At 53.0% G+C, this 24,820-nt stretch carries 22 protein-coding genes; 16 read left to right on the forward strand and 6 right to left on the reverse strand.

Annotated features, from left to right (window positions below; translation table 11 throughout):
• Nucleotides 1–192: 192 nt before the first annotated feature.
• The 6 genes from rhtA (at nt 193) to ybiO (ending at nt 6,871) form a co-directional block, all read left to right on the forward strand.
• Nucleotides 193–1,080, forward strand: a complete 888-nt coding sequence (rhtA, locus tag OGX96_RS21825) for a threonine/homoserine exporter RhtA (protein ID WP_286584202.1) — start codon at nt 193–195, stop codon at nt 1,078–1,080.
• A 303-nt stretch (nt 1,081–1,383) separates the two neighbouring features.
• Complete coding sequence (gene dps / locus OGX96_RS21830) at nt 1,384–1,887, forward strand: DNA starvation/stationary phase protection protein Dps (RefSeq protein ID WP_003035253.1); 504 nt, start codon at nt 1,384–1,386, stop codon at nt 1,885–1,887.
• A gap of 365 nt (nt 1,888–2,252) precedes the next feature.
• Complete coding sequence (glnH, locus tag OGX96_RS21835) at nt 2,253–2,999, forward strand: glutamine ABC transporter substrate-binding protein GlnH (protein ID WP_286584203.1); 747 nt, start codon at nt 2,253–2,255, stop codon at nt 2,997–2,999.
• A 137-nt stretch (nt 3,000–3,136) separates the two neighbouring features.
• Complete coding sequence (gene glnP, locus OGX96_RS21840) at nt 3,137–3,796, forward strand: glutamine ABC transporter permease GlnP (protein WP_003035248.1); 660 nt, start codon at nt 3,137–3,139, stop codon at nt 3,794–3,796.
• The gene (gene glnQ, locus OGX96_RS21845; protein WP_003035246.1) at nt 3,793–4,515 is read left to right on the forward strand and encodes a glutamine ABC transporter ATP-binding protein GlnQ; all 723 of its coding nucleotides are present in this window, start codon (nt 3,793–3,795) and stop codon (nt 4,513–4,515) included. The genes glnP and glnQ overlap by 4 nt, the downstream gene beginning before the upstream one ends.
• A 118-nt stretch (nt 4,516–4,633) precedes the next feature.
• On the forward strand, nt 4,634–6,871 hold the full coding sequence (gene ybiO, locus OGX96_RS21850; RefSeq protein WP_071445081.1) for a mechanosensitive channel protein: 2,238 nt from the start codon (nt 4,634–4,636) through the stop codon (nt 6,869–6,871).
• Here the strand turns inward: ybiO and rlmF are convergent.
• Nucleotides 6,868–7,794, reverse strand: a complete 927-nt coding sequence (gene rlmF, locus OGX96_RS21855) for a 23S rRNA (adenine(1618)-N(6))-methyltransferase RlmF (RefSeq protein WP_198801924.1) — start codon at nt 7,792–7,794, stop codon at nt 6,868–6,870. The two genes, ybiO and rlmF, sit on opposite strands and share 4 nt — an antisense overlap.
• A 210-nt stretch (nt 7,795–8,004) precedes the next feature.
• Here rlmF and mcbA point away from each other — a divergent pair, with 210 nt between their 5' ends.
• The 5 genes from mcbA to ybiJ all read left to right on the forward strand — a co-directional run bounded on the left by mcbA (nt 8,005) and on the right by ybiJ (nt 12,465).
• Nucleotides 8,005–8,265, forward strand: a complete 261-nt coding sequence (gene mcbA, locus OGX96_RS21860) for a DUF1471 family periplasmic protein McbA (protein WP_048235782.1) — start codon at nt 8,005–8,007, stop codon at nt 8,263–8,265.
• A gap of 290 nt (nt 8,266–8,555) precedes the next feature.
• The gene (locus OGX96_RS21865; protein WP_286584204.1) at nt 8,556–10,841 is read left to right on the forward strand and encodes a catecholate siderophore receptor Fiu; all 2,286 of its coding nucleotides are present in this window, start codon (nt 8,556–8,558) and stop codon (nt 10,839–10,841) included.
• A 43-nt stretch (nt 10,842–10,884) separates the two neighbouring features.
• The gene (gene ybiX, locus OGX96_RS21870; RefSeq protein WP_234095992.1) at nt 10,885–11,562 is read left to right on the forward strand and encodes a PKHD-type hydroxylase YbiX; all 678 of its coding nucleotides are present in this window, start codon (nt 10,885–10,887) and stop codon (nt 11,560–11,562) included.
• Nucleotides 11,563–11,637: 75 nt separating this feature from the next.
• Entirely contained in the window at nt 11,638–11,904 is a 267-nt protein-coding gene (locus OGX96_RS21875; RefSeq protein ID WP_072055778.1) for a DksA/TraR family C4-type zinc finger protein, read from the forward strand.
• 300 nt (nt 11,905–12,204) lie between these two features.
• The gene (gene ybiJ / locus OGX96_RS21880; RefSeq protein ID WP_003831561.1) at nt 12,205–12,465 is read left to right on the forward strand and encodes a DUF1471 family protein YbiJ; all 261 of its coding nucleotides are present in this window, start codon (nt 12,205–12,207) and stop codon (nt 12,463–12,465) included.
• Nucleotides 12,466–12,562: 97 nt separating this feature from the next.
• Here the strand turns inward: ybiJ and OGX96_RS21885 are convergent, their stop codons facing one another.
• The 4 genes from OGX96_RS21885 to rhlE form a co-directional block, all read right to left on the reverse strand.
• The gene (locus OGX96_RS21885) at nt 12,563–13,648 is read right to left on the reverse strand and encodes a malate/lactate/ureidoglycolate dehydrogenase (RefSeq protein ID WP_048226018.1); all 1,086 of its coding nucleotides are present in this window, start codon (nt 13,646–13,648) and stop codon (nt 12,563–12,565) included.
• A gap of 162 nt (nt 13,649–13,810) precedes the next feature.
• Nucleotides 13,811–14,779, reverse strand: a complete 969-nt coding sequence (ybiB, locus tag OGX96_RS21890) for a DNA-binding protein YbiB (RefSeq protein ID WP_048214626.1) — start codon at nt 14,777–14,779, stop codon at nt 13,811–13,813.
• Between the two features lie 29 nt (nt 14,780–14,808).
• On the reverse strand, nt 14,809–16,959 hold the full coding sequence (dinG, locus tag OGX96_RS21895) for an ATP-dependent DNA helicase DinG (RefSeq protein WP_032942770.1): 2,151 nt from the start codon (nt 16,957–16,959) through the stop codon (nt 14,809–14,811).
• 96 nt (nt 16,960–17,055) lie between these two features.
• Nucleotides 17,056–18,402 (reverse strand): ATP-dependent RNA helicase RhlE, encoded by a 1,347-nt coding sequence (gene rhlE, locus OGX96_RS21900; protein ID WP_060682506.1) that lies wholly within the window; start codon nt 18,400–18,402, stop codon nt 17,056–17,058.
• Nucleotides 18,403–18,623: 221 nt separating this feature from the next.
• Here rhlE and cecR point away from each other — a divergent pair, with 221 nt between their 5' ends.
• From cecR to OGX96_RS21925, 5 genes are all read left to right on the forward strand, one after another.
• Nucleotides 18,624–19,301: a transcriptional regulator CecR gene (gene cecR, locus OGX96_RS21905; protein WP_048235794.1), complete on the forward strand. Its 678-nt coding sequence runs from the start codon at nt 18,624–18,626 to the stop codon at nt 19,299–19,301.
• Complete coding sequence (gene hlyD, locus OGX96_RS21910; RefSeq protein WP_286584205.1) at nt 19,298–20,293, forward strand: secretion protein HlyD; 996 nt, start codon at nt 19,298–19,300, stop codon at nt 20,291–20,293. Before cecR ends, hlyD begins: the two co-directional genes overlap by 4 nt.
• Nucleotides 20,286–22,022 (forward strand): ATP-binding cassette domain-containing protein, encoded by a 1,737-nt coding sequence (locus tag OGX96_RS21915; protein WP_060682507.1) that lies wholly within the window; start codon nt 20,286–20,288, stop codon nt 22,020–22,022. Before hlyD ends, OGX96_RS21915 begins: the two co-directional genes overlap by 8 nt.
• The gene (locus OGX96_RS21920) at nt 22,015–23,148 is read left to right on the forward strand and encodes an ABC transporter permease (protein WP_003831545.1); all 1,134 of its coding nucleotides are present in this window, start codon (nt 22,015–22,017) and stop codon (nt 23,146–23,148) included. The genes OGX96_RS21915 and OGX96_RS21920 overlap by 8 nt, the downstream gene beginning before the upstream one ends.
• 115 nt (nt 23,149–23,263) lie before the next feature.
• Nucleotides 23,264–24,370 (forward strand): ABC transporter permease, encoded by a 1,107-nt coding sequence (locus OGX96_RS21925; RefSeq protein WP_008784194.1) that lies wholly within the window; start codon nt 23,264–23,266, stop codon nt 24,368–24,370.
• Here the strand turns inward: OGX96_RS21925 and OGX96_RS21930 are convergent.
• Nucleotides 24,332–24,742, reverse strand: a complete 411-nt coding sequence (locus OGX96_RS21930; RefSeq protein ID WP_003831542.1) for a YbhQ family protein — start codon at nt 24,740–24,742, stop codon at nt 24,332–24,334. The two genes, OGX96_RS21925 and OGX96_RS21930, sit on opposite strands and share 39 nt — an antisense overlap.
• Between the last annotated feature and the right edge of the window lie 78 nt (nt 24,743–24,820).

Below are 24,820 nucleotides of genomic sequence, written 5' to 3' on the forward strand. Positions count from 1 at the left end.
ATTATTAATCCATCATTTTCATGCCATTGTACGGAACTGAGCAATTTTTTTTTCAACGAATACTCAACCAGTTGAGCGTAATTCCATTACACTCGCTGTTTTACTTTTCTATACATAAAATCATCTGCGTCGGAACAATGCTGAAGCGTGGCACAGATGGAGACGTGTAATCATCATTTGACAGGAGAAAGGATGCCGGGGTTGTCACGTAAAGCGCCAGTCTGGTTGCCTATTTTGGTTTTGCTTATTGCTATGTCCTCCATTCAAAGCGGAGCATCACTGGCAAAATCTTTGTTCCCACTCGTCGGTGCGCCGGGCGTTACCGCGCTGCGCCTTGCGCTGGGCACGCTCATCCTTATCGCTTTCTTTAAGCCCTGGCGTTTACGATTCGCCAAAGAACAACGCCTGCCGCTACTGTTTTATGGCCTGTCTCTGGGCGGGATGAACTATCTTTTCTACCTGTCTATCCAAACCGTCCCACTGGGAATCGCCGTGGCGCTGGAATTTACCGGCCCGCTCGCGGTAGCGCTGTTTTCATCCCGACGCCCGGTGGATTTCATTTGGGTTGCGTTGGCAGTACTCGGGCTCTGGTTCCTGCTGCCTCTGGGTCAGGACGTTTCTCACGTAGATTTAACCGGCGCAGCGCTGGCACTGGGGGCTGGCGCCTGCTGGGCCATCTATATTCTTACCGGGCAGCGAGCCGGCGCGGAACACGGTCCTGCGACCGTCGCAGTAGGGTCATTCATTGCAGCTCTGGTATTTGTACCAATCGGCGCACTCCAGGCCGGAGATGCCCTGTGGCACTGGTCCATTCTGCCGTTAGGTCTGGCCATTGCAGTCCTCTCTACTGCGCTTCCCTATTCGCTGGAGATGATTGCGTTGACGCGCCTGCCTACGCGTACTTTCGGTACATTGATGAGCATGGAACCCGCGCTGGCAGCGGTTTCCGGAATGATCTTCCTCGGTGAAACGTTGACGCTTATCCAGACGCTCGCTCTGGGCGCCATTATTGTCGCATCAATGGGCTCTACGCTCACTATTCGTAAAGAGCCAAAAATAAAACAAGTCGACGTGAATTAACCACGTAATATTCTGCATGGTTTGCATAATCATGCAGAATATCCAATTGTAAATCTGCGTGATAATAATTCTAATAAATATAATTTTCTCATCCGCATATTTCATTTAATCTTAAAATTAACATAAAAATAACACCACGCAAGTAACAAAACACTCATGACATTGATTTTATTTGATATTTTATATTCACCCTCGTCTTCGCTATTAAAGTGATAGGCAACACCGGAAACAAAAATCCAAATTTAGCGCTATACTTAATTCCGTTGAAGAGTTGGGACATAAATATCAAGAGGATATGAAAATATGAGTACCGCGAAACTGGTAAAAACAAAAGCATCCGCCCTCCTTTATACCCGCAACGATGTGTCTGATAGCGAAAAGAAAGCGACCGTAGAACTGCTGAATCAGCAAGTAATCCAGTTCATTGACCTGTCATTGATCACCAAACAGGCTCACTGGAACATGCGCGGTGCAAACTTCATTGCAGTACATGAAATGCTGGATGGCTTCCGTACAGCTCTGACCGATCACCTCGACACCATGGCTGAACGCGCCGTACAGTTGGGCGGTGTGGCACTGGGCACAACTCAGGTTATTAACAGCAAAACGCCTCTGAAAAGTTACCCGCTGGATATCCATAGCGTACAGGACCACTTAAAAGAGCTGGCCGAACGTTATGCCGTAGTTGCAAACAGCGTACGTAAAGCTATCAGCGAAGCAAAAGACGAAGATACCGCGGATATCTTTACCGCAGCTTCTCGCGACCTCGATAAATTCCTGTGGTTTATCGAAGCCAACATTGAGTAACAGCAGACATAAGAATTACCTATATAACCCTCGCTCCGGCGGGGGTTTTGCACATCTATGGTGCATAACATTGATCATTCGTCACTCCAAAGTAAATTATTTGTAATAATCACCTCACACAATCGTTAACGAAAGATTGTTTTATCAACAATTTTTACGCTAAATAGTCATACCGTTTGCACCGTGACTGGTTCGCACCAAATGAGTGCCCCAAAACAGTGCAGATTATTCGCTATGCCCTACTTATTGTGCAGAGAAACGAGACACCCTCTTGTTAAAACAATGAGTTGCAAAATTGGCACGATTTTTTCATTAAGCCATATGTTCTCGCAGGGGATCGCCCCGTGGATATAAAAGGAAATCCTATGAAGTCTGTATTAAAAGTTTCACTGGCTGCACTTACCCTGGCTTTTGCGGTGTCCTCCCATGCCGCAGACAAGAAACTGGTTGTCGCAACCGACACCGCGTTTGTACCGTTTGAATTCAAACAGGGTGACAAATACGTTGGTTTTGATGTGGATCTGTGGGCTGCCGTGGCCAAAGAACTGAAACTGGATTATGAACTGAAACCGATGGATTTCAGCGGCATCATCCCGGCTCTGCAAACCAAAAATATCGACCTGGCACTGGCAGGTATCACCATCACCGAAGAGCGTAAAAAAGCGATCGACTTCTCCGACGGCTACTACAAAAGCGGTCTGTTAGTGATGGTGAAAGCGAATAACAACGACGTCAAAAGCGTAAAAGATCTGGATGGTAAAGTCGTTGCAGTTAAGAGCGGCACCGGTTCCGTTGATTACGCGAAAGTGAATATCAAAACCAAAGACCTGCGTCAGTTCCCGAATATCGATAACGCATATATGGAACTGGGCACCAACCGCGCAGACGCTGTACTGCACGACACACCAAACATTCTTTACTTCATCAAAACAGCAGGCAATGGTCAGTTCAAAGCTGTAGGCGAATCGCTGGAAGCCCAGCAGTACGGTATCGCCTTCCCGAAAGGCAGCGACGACCTGCGTGAGAAAGTGAACGGCGCGCTGAAAACGCTGAAAGAGAACGGTACTTACAACGAAATCTACAAAAAATGGTTCGGTACTGAACCTAAATAATAACCGGCAGCGTTGCCCGGTAGCGTGATGCTTACCGGGCCTACGCCTGGATTTTTGAGACCTGTAGGCCGGATAAGCACAGCACATCCGGCAAAACGGGCATTTGAATATTTACACCACGGTAACAGGAACGACATATGCAGTTTGACTGGAGTGCCATCTGGCCCGCCATCCCGCTTTTGATTGAAGGCGCCAAAATGACCCTGTGGATCTCGGTCCTCGGTCTGGCTGGCGGTCTGATAATCGGACTTGCAGCAGGGTTTGCGCGCACTTTCGGCGGTTGGATCGCCAACCACGTAGCGCTGGTGTTTATCGAAGTCATTCGCGGTACGCCAATCGTTGTGCAGGTAATGTTTATTTACTTCGCTCTGCCAATGGCATTTAACGATTTACGCATTGACCCCTTTAGCGCCGCCGTTGTCACCATCATGATCAACTCCGGGGCCTATATTGCGGAAATCACCCGCGGTGCCGTGCTCTCAATCCATAAAGGGTTCAGCGAAGCCGGTTTGGCGCTTGGACTTTCACGCACAGAGACTATCCGCCACGTTATTTTACCTCTCGCACTGCGTCGTATGCTGCCGCCGCTGGGCAACCAGTGGATCATCAGCATTAAAGATACCTCGCTGTTTATTGTCATTGGCGTCGCTGAACTGACCCGTCAGGGCCAGGAAATCATTGCCGGTAACTTCCGCGCACTGGAAATCTGGAGCGCCGTTGCGGTGTTCTATCTGATCATTACGCTGGTGCTGAGCTTCATTCTGCGTCGTCTGGAAAGAAGGATGAAAATCCTGTGATTGAATTTAAAAACGTTTCTAAGCACTTTGGTCCAACCCAGGTGCTGCACAATATTGACCTGAACATTCAGCAGGGTGAAGTCGTGGTGATTATCGGGCCGTCAGGATCCGGTAAATCTACCCTGCTGCGCTGCATTAACAAACTGGAAGAGATAACCTCCGGCGATCTGATCGTCGATGGTCTGAAAGTAAACGATCCGAAGGTAGACGAGCGCTTAATCCGTCAGGAAGCCGGAATGGTGTTTCAGCAGTTTTACCTGTTCCCACATCTGACGGCACTGGAAAACGTCATGTTCGGACCGCAGCGCGTACGCGGGGCGAATAAAGAACAGGCCGAGAAACTGGCGAAAGAGCTGCTGGCAAAAGTGGGTCTGGCCGAACGTGCACATCACTACCCTTCTGAACTGTCCGGCGGTCAACAACAGCGTGTGGCTATCGCCCGTGCGCTGGCAGTAAAACCGAAAATGATGCTATTTGATGAGCCAACCTCAGCACTCGACCCGGAACTGCGTCATGAAGTTCTGAAAGTTATGCAGGACCTGGCGGAAGAAGGGATGACCATGGTGATTGTGACCCACGAAATTGGCTTTGCCGAAAAAGTGGCTTCACGCCTGATTTTCATTGATAAGGGACGAATTGCCGAAGACGGTAATCCGCAGGCCCTGATTGAAAATCCCCCCAGCCAACGCTTACAGGAATTCTTGCAGCACGTTTCCTGATAGCTCAACCTCCCTTCGCCCGAAGGGAGGTTTTTCACCAGAATCCTCTCATTTCAATTCCCTCCCGTTCTGACATCTATACTTATCCTTTTGAATTTATTTTCTCATGGGAGGAGTCATGCGCTGGATCCTGTTCATCTTTGTTTGTCTGTTGAGTCTTCCGACTCAGGCAGTGACGATACCAGGCGTCACCACGCCAACGTCAACCAACGCGCAAACCGCCCCGGCAAAAGAGCCGGATGTTGAACAGAAGAAAGCGGCCTACGGCGCACTGGCTGATGTGCTGGAAAATGACACCTCGCGGAAAGAACTGATCGATCAGTTACGCAAAGTGGCAACTGCCCCCCCTGCTGAGCCGGTGCCAACCATTGTCCCACCCACGTTAACGGAAGAAAAAACGGTGCTGGAAAACGTCACCGATGTCACCCGGCACTACGGTGAGGCGCTCTCCAGCCGCTTTGCCCAGCTTTATCGCAATATTACCGATGCACCGCACAAGACCTTTAACCCGCAAACGTTCACCAATGCCCTGACTCATTTTTTAATGCTGGCGGCGTCAGTGTTCGGGTTTTACTGGCTGATCCGCCTGTGCGCGCTGCCGCTGTATCGCAAAATGGGGCAATGGGCGCGGCGGAAAAACCGCGAACGCAGCAACTGGCTGCAGCTTCCGGCGATGATCGTTGGCGCATTCATTATTGATTTGCTTCTGCTGGCGCTGACATTGTTTGTCGGGCAGATACTGAGCGACAGAATGAACGCCGGCAGTCGCACCATCGCCTTTCAGCAAAGCCTGTTTCTCAATGCCTTTGCCCTGATTGAATTCTTCAAAGCCATTCTGCGTCTGATATTTTGCCCAACGGTGGCCGAACTGCGCCCGTTTAACATTCAGGATGCCGGTGCGCGCTACTGGAATCGGCGTTTGAGTTCATTAAGCAGTTTGATTGGTTACGGGCTTATAGTTGCCGTTCCCATTATCTCCAATCAGGTCAATGTGCAGGTCGGCGCGATGGCCAACGTCATCATCATGCTGTGTATCACGCTATGGGCGCTGTACCTGATTTTCAGAAATAAGAAAGAGATAACGCTGCATTTACAGAATCTGGCAGAAAGATCGTTAGCTTTTTTCAGCCTGTTTATCCGCGCCTTTGCGTTGGTATGGCACTGGCTGGCCAGCGCCTACTTCATTGTGCTGTTTTTCTTTTCGCTGTTTGATCCGGGCAACAGCCTGAAATTCATGATGGGCGCTACGCTGCGCAGCCTGGTAATCATTGGAATTGCCGCCTTTGTTTCCGGCATGTTTTCCCGCTGGATAGCCAAAACTATTACCCTTTCGCCACACACCCAGCGCAGCTATCCGGAACTCCAAAAGCGGCTGAATGGCTGGCTGTCGACGGCGTTAAGCGTGGCCAGGATCCTGACGGTGTGCGTTGCGGTGATGCTGCTATTGAATGCCTGGGGACTGTTCGACTTCTGGAACTGGCTGCATTACGGCGCAGGAGAAAAAACGGTGGATATTCTGATCCGTATCGCGCTGATTTTATTCTTCTCCGCCATCGGCTGGACGATCCTTGCCAGCCTGATTGAAAATCGTCTGGCTTCCGATATTCATGGACGCCCGCTACCCAGCGCTCGTACCCGCACCCTGTTGACGCTGTTTCGCAACGCGCTGGCGGTGATCATCAGCACGATCACCATCATGATTGTGCTGTCGGAAATTGGCGTTAATATCGCCCCATTGCTGGCCGGGGCCGGGGCGTTGGGGCTGGCAATCTCTTTCGGCTCGCAAACGCTGGTAAAAGATATTATTACCGGGATTTTTATTCAGTTTGAAAATGGCATGAACACCGGCGACCTGGTGACCATCGGCCCACTCACCGGTACGGTTGAACGAATGTCCATTCGTTCTGTGGGCGTGCGTCAGGACACCGGGGCGTACCATATCATTCCCTGGTCATCAATAACGACCTTCGCCAACTTTGTGCGTGGAATTGGATCGGTCGTCGCCAATTACGACGTAGACCGCCATGAGGATGCGGATAAAGCAAATCAGGCGTTGAAAGACGCGGTTGCTGCGGTGATGGAAAAAGATGATATTCGCGGGCTGATTATCGGCGAGCCGTCGTTTGCCGGGATTGTAGGATTAACCAATACGGCATTCACGCTACGGGTCTCGTTTACCACCTTGCCGCTGAAGCAGTGGACGGTACGTTTTGCGCTCGACAGCCAGGTGAAGAAATACTTCGATCTGGCCAACATACGCGCCCCTGTACAGACGTATCAAGTGTTACCTGCACCAGGGAATGGCCCTGCGTCGGCGGCAAGCGAACCGCTACCGCCAACCGAGCCAACGCTTTAGCGTTTACGCGCCATAAAACGACGACGCTGATCGTTATCCATAAAGGTCCAGGCAATAAAGCGACTCTGCTTTTGTCCCTGGGCCATCTCTTTCTTGACCACTTTCACCGCGCCCGCATCCGTTAATGCATGGTACAGCGGAGGCAAGTTCTCACCGCGCGACACCAGCGTGGTGAACCACATCACCTGGCGACCAAAGGCCTGGCTTTCAGCAATCATTTTCTTGATGAACGCCACTTCACCGCCTTCACACCACAGCTCCTGCTGCTGTCCGCCAAAGTTCAGCGCATCGTCTTTGTCCTGTCCCAGATTACGGCGTTTTCGCTCGCTTCCGGCACGGGCTGAGGCCGCAGAATCATGGAATGGCGGGTTACATAATGTGGCTTCATACTGCTCACTTTTGTGAATGATGCAGTTGAAGATTGCCGTTGCATCTTTCTGGCGGCGCAGACGAATAGCACGGGTTAATCCCGGATTGGCGTTGACGATCGCCTGAGCGCTGTTAAACGCTTCGCTACTGGTTTCACTACCCGTGAATCGCCAGCCATATTCATGCACGCCGATCAGTGGATAAATACAGTTTGCCCCCACTCCCACGTCCAGCACGCTCGCATTTGCCGGAATGGTTCCGCTGGTTTCACCCAACAGGTCGGCCAAATGGTGTATGTAGTCAGCACGACCAGGCACCGGCGGGCACAGAAAACCATCTGGAATATCCCAGTTTTTCACCGCATAAAAATGCGCCAGCAGTGCTTTATTGAGCGCCTTTACTGCCTGCGGATTCGCGAAATCAACACTCTGCTCACCGCCGGGTGTGAGGGTGAGAAATTGCGTCAGCTCGGGCGTAACCTGGCATAAAGTCGCAAGATCATAACGGCCATTGTGGCGGTTGCGTGGGTGTAATCCCGGTTTCTGGGCGGACATAGCATTCTCCTTTTAACAGCGGCGTAAGATACCCGCATAACGCCACGCGGTAAACACACACAACAAGGAAATTTGATTTTTTACACCTGTTTGACGCCTTGCTGATTGTTCAAAAAACAGACAGTTCATCACCAATTTTTTGCGGTAAATGTCATCCGCTGACGACCTAAACTTATCAGGCACACCTGTTGTTTTTCAGAGGACATCACCATGAAGAAATGCCTCACATTACTTGCTGCTACCGTACTTTCCGGCATGACATTTGCCTCCTTTGCTGCACAGCCCAACACTAGCCCTGCAACCGGTCAGCTACATGCTTCCGGCACCGTATCCGCTACCGGCGCCTCTAATCTGAGCGACCTGGAAGACAAGCTGGCGGAGAAAGCGAAAGAGCAAGGCGCAAAAGGCTTTGTCGTTAATTCTGCAGGCGGTAAAAATCAGATGTACGGCACCGCAACCATCTATAAGTAACCCCTTCTCAGCCCAACTGCATTCATCCTGAATGCAGTTTTCTGCGCGCTGTTCACTTCATTGCAGTTCAATTTGTAATCAATATGTTGGCATTTTGAATCCAATGTAAATAAATGTATTTATTTTTGAATTAATGAATGCTAAAACGTCGCACTAATTAGTAATGCTTATCAAAATCATTATCAATTACACATTCATTTCCGCGAGGCCTGCAGGGTATAACATCCATAGAGATGTCCCTTCGCGCGAGTGAAACCGTCCACTCAAAAAATAATAAGTCACTCATTAACATGGATAAAAATCGCAACTTGCCGTCCAGTAGCTTTCACTCACTGACTTTTTTTGCCGGTCTGTGCATTGGCCTGTCCCCTATAGCTCAGGCTGTCGCTGCGGACGACCAGGATAAAAAACAAGAAGACACTCTGATCGTTGAAGCGGCCAAACCTTCGCTGTACGCCCCAACACAGTCTGCCGACCCTAAATTCTCCCGTCCGGTGGCGGATACAACCCGCACCATGACGGTGATTTCTGAGCAGGTGATTAAGGATCAAGGCGCAACAAATCTGACCGACGCGCTGAAAAACGTCCCGGGCGTTGGCGCATTTTTCGCCGGTGAGAACGGTAACTCCAGCACCGGTGACGCGGTTTACATGCGTGGTGCGGATACCTCGAACAGTATTTATATCGACGGTATCCGTGATATTGGCAGCGTCACGCGCGACACCTTCAATACCGAACAGGTGGAAGTAATCAAAGGTCCTTCCGGTACCGACTATGGACGTAGCGCACCGACTGGCTCTATCAATATGATCAGCAAGCAGCCACGCACCGACTCAGGAATCGATGCATCGGCCAGCGTCGGTAGCGCCTGGTTCCGCCGTGGTACGCTGGACATTAATCAGGTCATCGGCGAGACCACCGCCGCACGTTTAAACCTGATGGGCGAAAAAACGCATGATGCTGGTCGCGATAATGTTAAGAATGAACGTTACGGTGTGGCCCCCTCTCTCGCTTTTGGCTTAGGCACAGAGAATCGACTGTACCTGAACTATCTACATGTCACCCAGCACAACACGCCGGATGGCGGCATCCCTACCATCGGCTTGCCGGGATACTCCGCACCTTCTGCGGGGACTTCTGCACTGAATCATTCAGGCAAAGTGGACACGCATAATTTCTACGGTACAAACTCGGATTACGACGATTCGACAACCGATACCGCGACGATACGTTTTGAACATGACCTGAACGACAGCACCACTATTCGCAACACCACCCGCTGGTCGCGCATTAAACAGGATTATCTGATGACGGCGGTGATGGGCGGCGCGTCTAACATCACCCAACCCACCAGCAGCATCGACAGCTGGACCTGGTCACGCCTGGCAAATACCAAGGATGTCAGCAATAAGATCTTGACCAACCAGACCAACCTGACCTCAACGTTCTACACGGGATCCATCGGTCACGACATCAGCACCGGCGTGGAGCTGACGCGCGAAACACAAACCAACTATGGCGTGGCGCCGATCACCCCACCACCGGTGAATATCTATCACCCCGACAGCAATGTGAATATCGGCGGATTGTCTCGTAACGGCGCCAACGCTAACGGGCAAACAGACACCTTCGGTGTATACGCTTTTGATACGCTACAAATTACCCGTGAATTCGAGCTGAACGGTGGTATTCGCCTCGACAATTACCGCACGGAATATGACAGCGCCACCGCTTGTGGCGCTTCCGGTCGCGGCGCAGTCGCGTGCCCGACAGGCGTGGCCAAAGGTTCCCCGGTCACCACTGTGGATACAGCCAAATCAGGCAATCTGGTGAACTGGAAAGCTGGCGCGCTGTATCACCTGACCGATAACGGTAACGTGTACATCAACTATGCCGTTTCTCAGCAACCGCCGGGCGGCAGCAACTTTGCTCTTGCTCAGGGCGGCAGCGGTAACAGTGCGAACCGTACCGATTTCAAACCGCAGAAAGCGAAAACCAGCGAGATCGGCACCAAATGGGAGGTGCTGGATAAGCGCCTGCTGTTAACCGCCGCGATTTTCCGCACAGATATTGAGAATGAAGTTGAGCAGAACGACGACGGTACCTATTCCCAGTACGGAGAGAAACGCGTTGAAGGCTACGAGCTCTCGGTAGCAGGTAACATCACTCCCGCATGGCAGATTATTGGGGGTTACACCCAGCAACGCGCGACCATCCACAGCGGTAAAAACGTTGCTCAGGATGGATCCTCTTCCCTGCCATATACACCGGAACATGCATTCACGCTGTGGAACCAGTATCAGGCTACCGATGATATCTCCGTTGGCGCAGGCGCTCGCTACGTGGGCAGTATGCATCGCGGTTCCGACGGTGCGGTGGGTACGCCATCCTACACTGAAGGTTACTGGGTCGCTGACGCCAAACTGGGCTATCGCGTGAATCGCAATCTCGATTTCCAGCTAAACGTCTATAACCTGTTCGACACCGATTATGTATCCTCCATAAACAAGAGTGGATACCGCTATCATCCGGGCGAGCCAAGAACTTTCCTGCTCACCGCCAATATGCATTTCTAATCCATCGCGTGGGGCGTAAGCCCCACTTTCAGGAGAAACACTGATGATGTACCACATTCCCGGCGTTCTGTCGGTGCAGGATGTAGCCTGGTTTCGCGAACAACTGGACGCTGCCGACTGGGTTGATGGCCGCGCAACCACCGGCGCTCAGGGGGCGCAGGTTAAAAACAACCAGCAGGTGAATACGCAAAGTGAACGCTACGGCGTTTTACAACAGGCGGTACAGACTGCGGTAAATAACAGCGCGCTTTTCTTCGCCGCAGCACTACCGAAAACGCTCTCCACACCGCTGTTTAATCGCTACCAGGACAACGAGACCTACGGTTTTCACGTTGACGGTGCGGTGCGTAGCCATCCGCAAAACGGCTGGATGCGCACGGACCTTTCCGCAACTTTATTCCTGAGTAACCCGAATGATTATGAAGGGGGAGAACTGCTGGTCAATGATACTTACGGCCAGCATGCGGTGAAGCTTCCGGCAGGCGATCTGGTGCTTTACCCTTCCAGCAGCCTACATTGCGTCACGCCAGTGACCCATGGCGTTCGTGTAGCGTCTTTTATGTGGATACAGTCGATGGTCCGTGACGACAAAAATCGCGCCATGCTTTTTGAACTGGATAAAAACATTCAATCCCTGAAGGCTCGCCATGGGGAGAGCAGCGAGATCCTGTCATTACTCAATCTCTACCATAACCTGCTGCGTGAATGGTCTGAAATCTGATACTGCTGGCGCGTGGTCGTTTTTCAGCCATCACCTTCGCTATACTTAGTCTGTAGACATCAGCAGGAGGTACACATGGCATCCGGATGGGCAAATGACGACGCGGTTAACGAACAGATCAACAATACTATTGAAGATGCTGTTGCCCGCGCTCGCGGTGAGTTACCGACGGGAGAAAGTCTGTATGAATGCGAAGAATGCGGCAATCCTATCCCTCAGGCCAGACGTGAGGCCGTGCCTGGTGTACGCTTGTGCATCGCCTGCCAACAGGATAAAGATTCACATAGCGCAGCATTTTCAGGATATAATCGCAGGGGTTCGAAAGACAGCCAGCTACGTTGACTTATCTTTACCAAAAGTTTCAGCGCATACGATTTCCTTTACGAGCACGCTTTTTTGCACCCTGTGTAGCAAAATGTGCCGTTGTCGCCTTCTCTGTAAAGCGCAATGACAAGAACTGTAAATCCCTTACTCGAATTTATTAATATTCAATAAGTTATTTGTCATTCAATTTTTTTGATTGATGTCGTCAATTCTATTCGATTTTCTCTCACCAAAAAAAACGTGATACTTATCACATCGACGGAACAACGTCTTCTTAAAGAACACTGACTAACAGAACAACCCTGCGAGAGATTAATCATGAAAAATATCAAATTTGCTGTTGCTGCCATCGCCCTGTCCACCCTGTCATTTGGCGTTTTCGCTGCCGAGCCGGTTTCCTCTACTCAGGCGCAAAACATGAACAAAATTGGTGTGGTATCTGCTGACGGCGCCACTACGCTGGACGGCCTGGAAGCCAAACTGGCTGAGAAAGCGAATGCTGCTGGCGCAACTGGGTACAGCATCACTTCCGCTATCGGCAAAGACAAAATGAGCGGCACCGCGGTTATCTATAAATAACCGAAAGATTACCTGTACGACCCAATGCTCCAACCCTCATTGACCCTGTTTGTTACCCTTTGTTTGCCCGTCCGCCACTGGACGGGCTTTTTTTTGCCTATTGTTTCAGCCGTTGGCAGAATTCCTGCAACACGGCGTCTGGCATCCCAATTTGCAGTGCCGCCTCACAAATCGCTTGCCAACTTCCGGCATCCAGCGGAATACCGTGTTCCAGCCGTTCCTCGCGAGTGTTCACCTCCCACTCCCCAGGCAACAGGATCGGGGCATCTTCAGCATGCGGGGACGCTTTCACCCACTCAGCAAATGCCGCGACCTGGTTGTCGCAGTCCGGCGCGCCGAACAGTTGTGGATTCATAATGATGGTGGTCATACAGTTAATGATGGCGTCCGCGCTGGTCTGCAGGCTCTCTTCATGTGTGGTTTTACCGCCAGAAAGCGCACCGCCCATAATTTCGCACATCGCCGCCAGCGCATACCCCTTGTGCTCGGCAAAGGTCAGCAACGACCCCAGCGGAGAAACCTGCATTACCGCAGGATCGGTAGTGGGAACACCCGCCACATCAATCAGGCATCCTGGAGCCACCGGCTCGCCCTTATGCCATGCCACACGGGTTTTGCCAAACGCGATGGCGCTGGTTGCATAGTCCAGCAACAGTGGGAAGGTATTTTTACGCGGGAATACGACGCAGAAAGGATTGGTGCCAAAACGGCTATCGCGCCCATGAAACGGTGCGACCATCGGGATCCCCACCACATTCACAAAATGCACCGAGACAAAACCTGCCGCCGCACATTGCTCCGCCCAGTAGCCAATACGGCCGATATGGTGCGAATTATGTAATGCCACGGCGGCGATTCCGTACTGACGCGCTTTTTCGATTCCAAGCGTGATTGCCTCGTGCGCCGCCACCTGACCAAACGCACAGTCGCCGTCAAGCGTAATCACCGCCCCCGCATCTTTTACCACTTTGGCATGACGGTTGATCTGCAGATGCCCCTGCGAGAATGAACGAATATAGCTTGGGATCATACCGATGCCATGGGAGTCGTGACCGGCGAGGTTAGAGGCTATCAGATGGTCGGCCACCAGCCGCGCCTCCTGATCATTGCTTCCCATCTGATGAAAAACGGCCTGGATAAAGGCGTGCAGCGTTGGCACATGGAAGCGATGTCCACTGTTCATTGTTATCTCCTGTTGTGTCACGTGTTTGTTGTGTTTCTTATTTTTCAACAAACTATGCTGCGCCACGGTGCGCTGGAGGTCAATAAACGTGCAGAAATTTCACATTGCCGAAAAGAGAGAACCGACGGGCCAGGCAACAGGCCCGTCGGGATAACAAATGGTTTAGAAACTTTGCTCGACGCGGGCAAGTCCTTCAGCCAGTGAGGCGGACTCACCGGTTGCCACCAGGCAGCAGGCCATCTGGATTTTCAACGATGCCGGAACAGGCTCACTGCCAGCCAGACAACGCTCAATCCAGCGCGCGGTGGTTTCCGGATCTTTTGCTACCGGTAGCGGTACCGGCTCGTCAGGCATCTCGCTCTGTCGGTCTTGTAGCACTCGCACACCGGATGAATCTATCAGGCTTATCTGCGGGCAGCGCTGCGGGTTGGCATACACTTCGCCCTCGGTACCATGCATCAACAGGCCGCGCCCACCGATATCGCCGAAGAACTTTGCCACGCGAGAAACATATTCCGGGTGGGACACGCTGGAAAGACGCAGCGCGGCATCTTCAGCAAATGGCGTGGCTAATTTAGCCAGCGTATGTGCACTGTTACGCACACCCATGCGCCAGCGCATCGCCAGCTGTTTCTCCAGCGGAGGGCACAGCGCGCTCACCGGAATAAACACCGGCTCATGACCATCCAGCTTTGCCTGCGCCTGCCCGGCATGCAGCGTTGGCGTAATCCCCATAAGTTCGAAAATGGTTTCAGTCAGTACGCGGGTTGGATCCTCGCTGACGCCGTGCACCACCACCGGAAAACCGAGTTTATGCAGTAAAATCGCCAGCAGCGGAGTCAAATTCGCCTGCTTGCGCGCGCCATTGTAGCTGGGAATGACAATCGGCATGGGTTTGGTTACCGGCGGAGTCAGGCGAATGGTGTGGTTTTGCATCGCTTCGTAAAAGCCCAGCATCTCCGCTTCACCTTCGCCCTTGATACGTAGCGCAATCAGTACCCCGCCCATCTCAAGGTCAGGTACGTCGCCGTTCATCATATGGGTATACAGTCCGCGAGCAGTATCCTTATCCAGGTCACGCGCGTGATTTTTTCCTCGCCCAATCTCTTTAATGATTTTGCGGTAATCCATCGATAACTCCTTGCCTGTTGCTCGCATCGTTAACGCCGACGGCGGCGCGTGGGTTTCGCTTTTTCTTTTGGTTTTACTATAACGTCTGGCACAGCAGGTTGCTCTATCGGAAATATGGGTAACGCGTTCAGTAAACGCTTGCCATAGCTTTTGGTCAATAAACGCTTGTCATAAATAACCACTTCTCCCCAGCAGCCATGGCTACGGATGAGTCGCCCAACCTGCTGGATCAAATTGAACGACGCCGCAGGCAGACTCTGCACCTCGAAGGGGTAGCGGTTCAGACTTTTCAACCACTCGCCCTCGGTGATCACCACCGGGCTGTCGATAGGCGGAAAAGCAATTTTGTGAATATGCACCTGAGTCAGCAGGTCGCCTTTCAAGTCCAGACCTTCAGCAAAAGATTGCAGCCCAACCAGCACACTGCGCTCGCCGTTGGTCACCCGTTTGCGGTGCAACTCCACCAGACGGTAGCGCGGCTGATCGCCCTGCACCAACAACAGCAGGCGCAGATCGGTAACGTGCTCAAGAAAACGCTGCATCGCCCGACCGCTGGCAAAGAGTACCAGCATGCCCTGATGCTTTTTACTCTCCAGCTGTTCGCGAAAATAGGCGGCCATTTCCGCGATATGCTGCTCTTCGTTATCAATTAACGGTTCGTAGCGCATCTGCGGAATGACTATTTTGCCCTGTTCAACGTGATTAAACGGTGAATCCAGCGCGACAAACCGGTCCCCTGCTTTTTCTTTCAGACCGCTCATCTCCTGCAAACGTGAGAAGCTGTTGAGCGAGCGCAGCGTTGCGGAAGTGACAATAATATGCGGGACGCTACGCCACAGCAGTCGTTCGAGCTGATCGCTCACACGGATCCCCACGCAGTGGAACCAGACGTGGATCTGCCCGTCACGCACCTCGCGCGTCGCCCATTTACTCACCGGCGCGCCTGACGATTGCGCGAGCGATGCCAGCCGCCACAGTTTGCTTTGCGCCTCAAACATGCCCAGCGCCCGGTTCATCTGCAAAATAACCCGATGCAGACGCACGATATCGTGAGTGCCGGTTTTTTCGCTGAGATCGTTGAGGAACAGTTCCGCCAGACCGCGCAGCATTTCCGTTAGCTTTGCCAGACGCTGACAAATCTCCATCACTTCCGCAGGCAATTCACCCATCGCAAAGCGGTGCTCCGCCTCCTGGGTAGCGGGCATATACAGATTAAGAATGTTATTGAGCGATGAAATCAGCTCATACAATTCCTCACAGTGACCGTTCAGACGCTCGGCATTCGCCAGCGGCGGCGTGGTCTTCGGGCGGAACTGCTCCAGGCAGGTAGCCACTAATTTGCAAAACAGATCCAACTGCAGTCGATACCAGGGGGCGCTGATTTCTGCGCTCATCTCCAGCGCATCGCGCGCGACATCCGGCAAATGGTGGCCTTCATCAAGTACCAGCAGTAGGTTTTTCGGCTCCGGCAAAACGGCTTCGCTTTCCATGGCCGCCATTACCAGCGCATGATTAGCCACGACCACTTCAGCTTCCTGAATCTCCCGGCGGGCGACAAAAAAAGGGCATTCACGATAGTAGTGACAGTTGCGATTCAGACAGCTGGCTTTATCGGTGCTCAGACGCTGCCAGAGTCCGTCGTCGATAGCGATATCGGTGTGGTCGCGCAGCCCGTCCCACTTGTAGCTGTCGAGATCGCCTTTTAGCCTGGCACAGCGCTTTTGTTCTTCCTGGTTGTTGGGCGTCAGGTCATCGTCGAGAAAAGCCAGCAGATCCTGCTGATTGGGTTCAGTGCTGGCCAGCGCCGCTAAGTTACGCGGGCAGACATAGCGTCCGCGACCAAACGCAGCGGTAAAACGCAGGTCGGGGATAATTTTGCGCAGCAGCGGTAAATCTTTGCTGTAGATCTGGTCCTGCAAAGCGACGTTGGCGGTACTGACCACCAGCGTTTTTTGTTCTTCACGCGCGATGGCAATACCGGGAATCAGATACGACAGGGTTTTCCCCACCCCGGTCGGTGCTTCAATCGCCAGATGCCGCCCTTCTTCCCCGGAGAGCGTTTTCGCGACGTCAGCAATCATCTGCCGCTGCGGCGCACGGGGGATAAAGTCGGGGATCTGTTCCTGAAGCGCCTTGTACCAGGCGGCGATTTGCGCTTTTAGCGCGGCGGTAAGTGCCATGAGAAAACCTGAAATACTGTATAAACAGCCACTATTGTGGCACTTTCTATCCCGTGTCGCAAAAAGAAAAGCCCGACCTTTCGGCCGGGCTCGCAATTACTGCGCTGCAGACGGTTTGCGCGGACGGCGCGGTGGACGAGGTTTATCACCTGCCGGTTTGCCTTCGCCATTACGCGGCTTCGCTTTTGGCGCTCCGCCATCCTGACGACGCGGCTGCTGTCCACGCCCTGCTCCGCCCTGCCCACGACCACCGCCGCCGCCACGCTGCTGACGACCGTTCTGGATCGGCTCAGCTTTAATGGACGGGTCTGGCTCGTAGCCTGGCGTCGCAATACGCGGGATCTCTTTTTTCAGCAACTTCTCGATGTCACGCAACAGCTTGTGTTCATCGACGCACACCAGAGACAACGCTTCGCCGGTAGCGGCCGCACGACCGGTACGACCAATGCGGTGCACGTAGTCTTCCGGAACGTTTGGCAGCTCGTAGTTCACCACGTGCGGTAACTCTTCAATGTCCAGACCTCGCGCGGCAATATCGGTCGCTACCAGCACGCGAATATCACCGGATTTAAAATCAGCCAGCGCACGCGTACGCGCACCCTGAGATTTATTACCGTGGATAGCCGCACTGCGGATGCCGTCTTTATTCAGTTGCTCTGCCAGATGGTTCGCGCCATGTTTGGTACGGGTAAACACCAGCACCTGCTGCCAGTTTCCCTGACCAATCATCTGCGACAGCAGTTCGCGTTTACGTTTTTTATCAACGAAATGAACGTGCTGAGTAACCTGCTCTGACGCGGTATTACGCCGCGCCACTTCGATTTCCAGCGGGTTGTGCAACAGTTTTTCGGCCAGCGATTTAATGTCATCAGAGAACGTTGCCGAGAACAGCAGGTTCTGACGTTTTGCCGGCAGTTTTGCCAGAACGCGACGAATATCGTGAATAAAGCCCATATCCAGCATGCGGTCAGCTTCATCCAGTACCAGGATCTCAACCTGATCAAGTTTCACCGCATTCTGGTGTTCCAGATCGAGCAAACGACCCGGAGTAGCGATCAGCACATCTACGCCGCCACGCAGCTTCATCATCTGCGGGTTAATGCTGACGCCGCCGAAGACCACCAGCGAGCGAATATTCAGATACTTACTGTAATCACGGACGTTTTCGCCAATCTGGGCCGCCAGTTCGCGGGTTGGCGTGAGGATCAGCGCACGAACCGGACGACGGCTTTTACCATGCGGCTGATTGGTGATCAGGTGCTGCAACAGCGGCAGAGTAAAACCTGCCGTTTTCCCCGTACCGGTCTGGGCGCTGGCCATCAGATCGCGGCCTTCCAGCACGGCAGGAATAGCCTGCTGCTGAATAGGGGTAGGTTCACGGTAACCCTGCTCGGCAACGGCACGTAAAATTTCAGGGTTTAAACCAAGGGAATCAAAAGACATAACAACTCCGAACCGCCCTGACCGTTACCGGTGTCGTTTTCAGGGAGATACATACAATAGAGATGACAAAAACCACAATGTCATGAAGGGGCGGAGTGTAGCAGTTTTTGTGATGTGCCGCATAAATTATCCCTTCACTGGAAAATAACGCTCCGGACTGGACAAGGCTGCACATCAGTCATAATCTTAATCAATCGATTGATTAAGATCAGAGTCGTGCCATGAATACACCCACCATGACAACCAAAGGTGAACAGGCGAAGAACCAGCTCATTGCCGCCGCATTGGCGCAATTCGGTGAGTATGGTCTGCACGCCACGACGCGCGATATCGCTGCACAGGCCGGGCAAAACATTGCGGCTATCACCTACTATTTTGGCTCAAAAGAGGATTTATATCTCGCCTGCGCCCAGTGGATTGCGGATTTTATCGGTGCACAGTTTCGCCCGCACGCTGAAGAGGCCGAGCGTTTATTCGCCCAGCCTAAGCCGGACCGTGGCGCGATGCGCGAACTGATCCTGCGCGCCTGCAAAAATATGATCATGCTGTTAACTCAGGACGACACCGTTAACCTGAGCAAATTTATCTCGCGCGAACAGCTTTCCCCCACCGCGGCTTATCAACTGGTGCACGACCAGGTTATCAATCCGCTGCATACACATCTGACGCGCCTGATTGCCGCCTATACGGGCGGCGATGCCAATGATACCCAAATGATTCTGCACACCCACGCCATACTCGGCGAGGTGCTGGCTTTTCGTCTGGGGAAAGAAACCATTCTGTTGCGTACAGGCTGGTCACAATTTGATGAGGATAAAACCGCGCTGATTGACCAAACGATCACCTGTCACATCGATCTTATTCTGCAAGGTTTAACGCAAAGGAGTCTGGAGTCATGAAAAAACCTGTCGTTCTCGGGCTGGTTATCGCGGCCCTCGTTGCCGTGATTGCCGGTGGAACGTGGTGGCATCAGAGTCGGCAAGATAACGGCCTGACGCTATACGGCAATGTCGATATCCGTAGCGTCAACCTGAGTTTTCGTGTCGGCGGCAGGCTGGCCTCGCTGGCGGTTGACGAAGGCGATGCGATTACCGCCGGTCAGGTGCTGGGTGAACTGGACCGCGCACCGTATGAAAACGCATTGATGCAGGCAAAAGCCAACGTTGCCGCCGCACAGGCACAATACGATCTGATGCTGGCAGGGTATCGCGAAGAAGAGATCGCGCAAACCGCGGCGGCAGTCAAACAGGCACAGGCCGCCTATGATTACGCGCAGAACTTTTACAATCGGCAGGTCGGATTGTGGAAAAGCCGCACCATTTCAGCCAACGATCTGGAAAACGCCCGTTCATCTCGCGATCAGGCGTTAGCTTCGCTGAAATCCGCACAGGATAAACTCACGCAGTATCGCAGCGGTAATCGTGTGCAGGACATCGAGCAGGCAAAAGCCACGCTCGAACAAGCTCAGGCCGAGCTGGCACAGGCAGAGCTTAATTTGCATGACACCACGCTGACCTCGCCGTCTGACGGCACGCTTCTCACCCGTGCAGTTGAACCCGGCAGCATGCTGAACGAAGGGGGCACGGTACTGACGCTGTCGCTCACGCGTCCGGTATGGGTTCGTGCTTACGTTGACGAACGAAATCTGAGCCAGGCGCAGCCAGGACGTGAGATCCTGCTCTATACCGATGGCCGCCCGGACAAACCGTATCACGGCAAAATCGGCTTCGTTTCTCCTACCGCCGAATTTACCCCGAAAACGGTCGAGACTCCTGACCTGCGTACCGACCTGGTTTATCGCCTGCGAATTGTGGTGACCGACGCGGACGATGCGCTGCGTCAGGGAATGCCGGTAACGATAAAGTTTGGCGATGAGGCACGGCATGAATGACGCCGTCATTACGCTTAAAGGGCTGACGAAAAACTTTGCCGGAATGGAAAAACCGGCCGTCGCCCCGCTCGACTGTACCGTTCATGCAGGCTACGTGACCGGGCTTGTCGGGCCGGACGGCGCGGGCAAAACTACGTTGATGCGAATGCTGGCGGGATTATTAAAACCTGATGCCGGAAGTGCTGAAGTGATTGGTTTTGACCCCATCAAAGACGACAGCGCACTACATGCGGTGCTGGGCTATATGCCGCAGAAATTTGGTCTGTACGAAGATTTAACCGTCATGGAGAACCTCAATCTCTATGCCGACTTACGCAGCGTCACCGGTGAAGCGCGAGAAAAAACCTTTGCCCGACTCCTGGAATTCACCTCGCTGGGACCATTTACCGGACGACTGGCTGGCAAGCTTTCTGGCGGCATGAAGCAGAAGCTCGGGCTTGCCTGTACGCTGGTTGGCGAACCTAAAGTGTTGCTGCTGGATGAGCCAGGCGTAGGTGTCGACCCCATTTCCCGTCGCGAACTGTGGCAAATGGTCCACGAGCTGGCCGGGGACGGCATGCTGATCCTCTGGAGTACGTCGTATCTGGATGAAGCAGAGCAATGCCGTGATGTGCTGCTGATGAACGAAGGTGAACTGTTATACCAGGGCGATCCCACCCAGCTTACGCAAACCATGGCAGGTCGCAGCTTCCTGATGAGCAGTCCACAGGAAAACAACCGCCGACTGCTGCAACGCGCGTTAAAACTGCCGCTGGTCAGCGACGGAATGATTCAGGGCAAATCCGTCCGTTTAATCCTGAAAAAAGAGGCTACGGCTCAGCAGATCCAAAACGCTGACGGCATGCCGGAGATAACCATCAACGAAACCGCACCCCGCTTCGAAGATGCCTTTATCGATTTACTCGGCGGAGCCGGAACATCGGAATCCCCGCTGGGCGCTATCCTGCATACCGTGGAAGGCACGCCTGGCGAAACGGTGATCGAAGCCAAAGCGCTGACCAAGAAATTTGGCGATTTTGCCGCTACCGACCACGTAGACTTTGCCGTGCAGCGCGGCGAGATATTTGGTCTGTTAGGACCCAACGGCGCTGGCAAATCCACCACCTTTAAAATGATGTGCGGCCTGCTGGTCCCCACTTCCGGCAAAGCGCTGGTGCTGGATATGGACCTGAAAGTTAGCTCCGGTAAAGCGCGTCAGCATCTGGGCTATATGGCGCAGAAATTCTCCCTGTACGGTAACCTGACGGTTGAACAGAATCTGCGCTTTTTCTCCGGCGTCTACGGCCTGCGCGGTCGGGCGCAGAAAGAGAAAATCGATCGTATGAGCGAAGCATTTGGCCTGAAGAGTATCGCTTCCCATGCCACCGATGAACTGCCGCTGGGATTTAAGCAGCGTCTGGCGCTGGCCTGCTCGCTGATGCATGAACCCGACATTCTGTTCCTTGATGAACCCACTTCCGGGGTCGATCCCCTCACCCGTCGTGAGTTCTGGTTGCATATCAACAGTATGGTGGAAAAAGGCGTCACGGTGATGGTGACCACCCACTTTATGGATGAGGCAGAATACTGCGATCGCATCGGGCTGGTGTATCGCGGCAAACTGATAGCCAGCGGTACGCCAGACGACCTGAAGGCTCAGGCTGCCGACAGCGACACGCCGGACCCGACCATGGAACAGGCGTTCATCACGCTAATCAATGACTGGGATAAGGAGCATACGCATGAGTAACTCCGCTCTCTCCTGGCGTCGCGTCCGCGCGCTGTGCGTGAAAGAGACGCGCCAGATCGTCCGCGATCCCAGCAGTTGGCTGATTGCGGTGGTGATCCCGCTGCTGCTACTGTTTATCTTCGGCTACGGGATCAACCTCGACTCCAGCAAGCTGCGGGTAGGGATTTTGCTCGAACAGCAGAGTGAAGAGGCGCTGGATTTTACCCATACCATGACCGGTTCGCCGTATATTGACGCCACTATCAGCGATAATCGTCAGGAACTGATTGAGAAAATGCAGGCCGGGCGCATTCGCGGTCTGGTGGTGATCCCAGTGGATTTTGCCCAGCAGATGGCGCGACCTAACGATGTCGCCCCGATCCAGGTGATCACCGACGGCAGCGAACCGAATACCGCCAACTTTGTGCAGGGTTATGTCGAAGGCATCTGGCAAATCTGGCAGCAACAGCGGGCAGAAGATCGCGGGGAATCGTTCAAACCTTTGATCGACGTGCAAACCCGCTACTGGTTTAACCCGGCGGCCATCAGCCAGCACTTTATTATTCCCGGAGCGGTAACCATCATCATGACGGTGATTGGCGCCATCCTCACCTCATTAGTGGTGGCGCGCGAATGGGAGCGCGGCACCATGGAAGCGCTGCTGTCGACAGAAGTCACCCGCGTCGAACTCCTACTGTGCAAACTGATCCCGTATTACTTTCTGGGCATGCTGGCGATGCTGCTGTGTATGCTGGTGTCGGTGTTTATTCTTGGCGTGCCCTACCGCGGCTCGTTGCTGATCCTGTTTTTCATTACCAGCCTGTTTCTGCTCAGTACGCTCGGCATGGGGTTGCTTATTTCCACCATCACTCGCAACCAGTTTAACGCCGCGCAGGTTGCGCTGAATGCCGCCTTCCTGCCCTCGATTATGCTGTCGGGTTTTATCTTCCAGATAGACAGCATGCCCGCGATCATCCGGGCGGTAACCTACATTATTCCGGCACGTTATTTCGTCAGTACCCTGCAAAGCCTGTTTCTGGCAGGAAATATTCCGGTGGTGCTGATTATCAACGTGCTGTTTTTAATCGCTTCGGCGGTGATGTTTATCGGCCTGACGTGGCTTAAAACCAAACGTCGGCTGGATTAAATTCGTGTATGGATAATTGTAGCCGTAGGCCGGATAAGGCGTTCACGTCGCCATCCGGCATTATGCCTGATGCGCTTAGCTTATCAGGCCTACAAACTGGACTGAGAGGACAGGCATGTTTCATCGCTTATGGACATTAATTCGCAAAGAGCTGCAATCGCTATTACGCGAACCGCAGACGCGAGCCATTCTGATTTTACCGGTGCTGATTCAGGTTATCCTGTTCCCGTTCGCGGCAACGCTGGAAGTCACCAACGCCACTATCGCTATCTATAACGAAGACAACGGTAAACATTCGGTTGAGCTTACCCAGCGCTTCGCCCGCGCCAGCGCCTTTACGCATGTTCTGCTGCTGAAAAGTCCGCAGGAGATCCAGCCCACCATCGACACGCAAAAAGCCCTGCTACTGGTGCGTTTCCCGGCCAATTTTTCGCGTAATCTGGATACCTTCCAGCAGGCTCCCATGCAGATTATCCTCGACGGACGTAACTCCAACAGCGCGCAAATTGCCGCGAATTACCTGCAACAAATCGTTAAGGAGTATCAGCAGGAGCTGATGGACGGCAAGCCGAAACCGAACAACAGCGAGCTGGTGGTGCGTAACTGGTATAACCCGAATCTGGATTACAAATGGTTTGTGGTTCCGTCGCTGATCGCCATGATCACCACCATCGGCGTAATGATCGTCACCTCGCTCTCGGTTGCCCGCGAGCGCGAGCAAGGCACGCTGGATCAACTGCTGGTTTCCCCGCTTACCACCTGGCAGATTTTCATCGGCAAAGCGGTGCCTGCGTTAATTGTGGCAACTTTTCAGGCCACCATTGTGCTGGCGATTGGCATCTGGGCTTATCACATCCCGTTTGCCGGTTCATTGGGGCTGTTTTATTTCACGATGGTAATTTACGGGCTGTCGCTGGTCGGCTTTGGTCTGCTGATTTCGTCACTGTGCGCCACCCAGCAGCAGGCGTTTATCGGGGTGTTTGTGTTTATGATGCCGGCGATTTTACTCTCGGGCTATGTCTCACCGGTAGAAAACATGCCGGTCTGGTTGCAGAATCTGACGTGGATAAACCCGATCCGCCATTTTACGGACATCACGAAACAGATTTACCTGAAAGATGCGAGTCTGCAGATTGTCTGGGGAAGCTTGTGGCCGCTACTAGTGATAGCGGCCACGACCGGATCAGCGGCGTATGCGATGTTTAGACGCAAGGTGATGTAGCTTTTTGTCTTTCGCCAGCAGCGAGACCACGGCGGGTCCGGCAAGGATGACCAGCCCCGCCAGTGCCAGCAAGACGTTGTTTTGCAGCACGCGTGACAGCAGCCACAGTACGATCATGGCGGCACCGAAATACCACGTCGTGGTCAACTCTTCCAGCACATCAGCCACGTCGCGCCAGCGCTGTTCGTGGTGACGTTGCAATGCAAGCATCAATAAAACCGTAACGCCGTACACGACGCACAATCCCAGGCCGACATGCACCAGTCTGCCGCTCATCCAGCCCATTACCAGCAACGCCACTACCAGTAAATGCAACACTATCTGCCAGCAACTTAGACCCGTTGCGACACGAACACGTTGTTGCCACCTCATGGCTATTCTCCTGAAGGATTTTCGACTAATTGTTCAGAGTACCGGACTTTACGGAAAATTCCGTAACACCGCATCTTT

Origin of the sequence: Citrobacter sp. Cpo100 (genome assembly GCF_030332595.1) — a bacterium.
Classification (GTDB): Bacteria; Pseudomonadota; Gammaproteobacteria; order Enterobacterales; family Enterobacteriaceae; genus Citrobacter; species Citrobacter portucalensis.

Coding starts and splice junctions, on each gene's coding strand:
- dps (WP_003035253.1), top strand. CDS start 1,384: ATGAGTACCGCGAAACTGGTAAAAACAAAAGCATCCGCCCTCCTTTAT.
- rhlE (WP_060682506.1), bottom strand. CDS start 18,402: ATGTCTTTTGATTCCCTTGGTTTAAACCCTGAAATTTTACGTGCCGTT.
- mcbA (WP_048235782.1), top strand. CDS start 8,005: ATGAAGAAATGCCTCACATTACTTGCTGCTACCGTACTTTCCGGCATG.
- glnP (WP_003035248.1), top strand. CDS start 3,137: ATGCAGTTTGACTGGAGTGCCATCTGGCCCGCCATCCCGCTTTTGATT.
- OGX96_RS21925 (WP_008784194.1), top strand. CDS start 23,264: ATGTTTCATCGCTTATGGACATTAATTCGCAAAGAGCTGCAATCGCTA.
- ybiJ (WP_003831561.1), top strand. CDS start 12,205: ATGAAAAATATCAAATTTGCTGTTGCTGCCATCGCCCTGTCCACCCTG.
- OGX96_RS21915 (WP_060682507.1), top strand. CDS start 20,286: ATGAATGACGCCGTCATTACGCTTAAAGGGCTGACGAAAAACTTTGCC.
- OGX96_RS21885 (WP_048226018.1), bottom strand. CDS start 13,648: ATGAACAGTGGACATCGCTTCCATGTGCCAACGCTGCACGCCTTTATC.
- rhtA (WP_286584202.1), top strand. CDS start 193: ATGCCGGGGTTGTCACGTAAAGCGCCAGTCTGGTTGCCTATTTTGGTT.
- OGX96_RS21930 (WP_003831542.1), bottom strand. CDS start 24,742: ATGAGGTGGCAACAACGTGTTCGTGTCGCAACGGGTCTAAGTTGCTGG.
- cecR (WP_048235794.1), top strand. CDS start 18,624: ATGAATACACCCACCATGACAACCAAAGGTGAACAGGCGAAGAACCAG.
- dinG (WP_032942770.1), bottom strand. CDS start 16,959: ATGGCACTTACCGCCGCGCTAAAAGCGCAAATCGCCGCCTGGTACAAG.
- hlyD (WP_286584205.1), top strand. CDS start 19,298: ATGAAAAAACCTGTCGTTCTCGGGCTGGTTATCGCGGCCCTCGTTGCC.
- ybiX (WP_234095992.1), top strand. CDS start 10,885: ATGATGTACCACATTCCCGGCGTTCTGTCGGTGCAGGATGTAGCCTGG.
- rlmF (WP_198801924.1), bottom strand. CDS start 7,794: ATGTCCGCCCAGAAACCGGGATTACACCCACGCAACCGCCACAATGGC.
- OGX96_RS21920 (WP_003831545.1), top strand. CDS start 22,015: ATGAGTAACTCCGCTCTCTCCTGGCGTCGCGTCCGCGCGCTGTGCGTG.
- OGX96_RS21875 (WP_072055778.1), top strand. CDS start 11,638: ATGGCATCCGGATGGGCAAATGACGACGCGGTTAACGAACAGATCAAC.
- OGX96_RS21865 (WP_286584204.1), top strand. CDS start 8,556: ATGGATAAAAATCGCAACTTGCCGTCCAGTAGCTTTCACTCACTGACT.
- glnH (WP_286584203.1), top strand. CDS start 2,253: ATGAAGTCTGTATTAAAAGTTTCACTGGCTGCACTTACCCTGGCTTTT.
- ybiO (WP_071445081.1), top strand. CDS start 4,634: ATGCGCTGGATCCTGTTCATCTTTGTTTGTCTGTTGAGTCTTCCGACT.
- ybiB (WP_048214626.1), bottom strand. CDS start 14,779: ATGGATTACCGCAAAATCATTAAAGAGATTGGGCGAGGAAAAAATCAC.